Source organism: Micromonospora sp. DSM 43699 (genome assembly GCF_055517075.1).
Genome location: NZ_JBTMMT010000217.1, coordinates 1 through 449, shown reverse-complemented (window position 1 = coordinate 449; position 449 = coordinate 1). Strand labels below are relative to the sequence as shown.

The following is a 449-nucleotide window of genomic DNA, read 5'->3' as shown; positions in this document are numbered from 1 at the left end:
GCCTCGCGGTCGATGTCGCGGCGTGCGCCGTGCTGCGGGTGCCGCCCGTGTGGTGGTTCTACACGCTGACCGTGCTGCCCGCCGCCCTTCTGCTGCCGTGGCTGGCCGGACGGCACCGGCGAGGCCGACGCGAACTCGTACGGGAGGGCTGGCGGCTGGCCCGACGCCTGGAGGAGCGGCAGCACCTGGTCGCGGAGCGGGCGCGGCTGGCCGAACGGGCGGACATCGCGGCCGACATGCACGATTCGCTCGGCCACGCCCTGAGCCTGGTCGCCCTGCGCGCCGGAGCCCTGGAACTCTCCCCGGACCTCACCGACCGCGACCGCACCGACCTGGCCGAGCTGCGCGGAACGATCGCGGACGCCGTGGAACAGCTGAGGGAAACGGTGGCGGTCCTGCACGACCCACCGGAACCAGAACCGGCAACAGACACGGGCACAGACAAAGAC

The 449-nt window shown here is 73.1% G+C and carries 1 protein-coding gene; it reads left to right on the top strand.

Annotated features, from left to right (window positions below):
• Positions 1-449: histidine kinase (locus tag AC0AIB_RS31325; RefSeq protein ID WP_465098098.1), on the top strand; the 449-nt coding region annotated here is incomplete at both ends.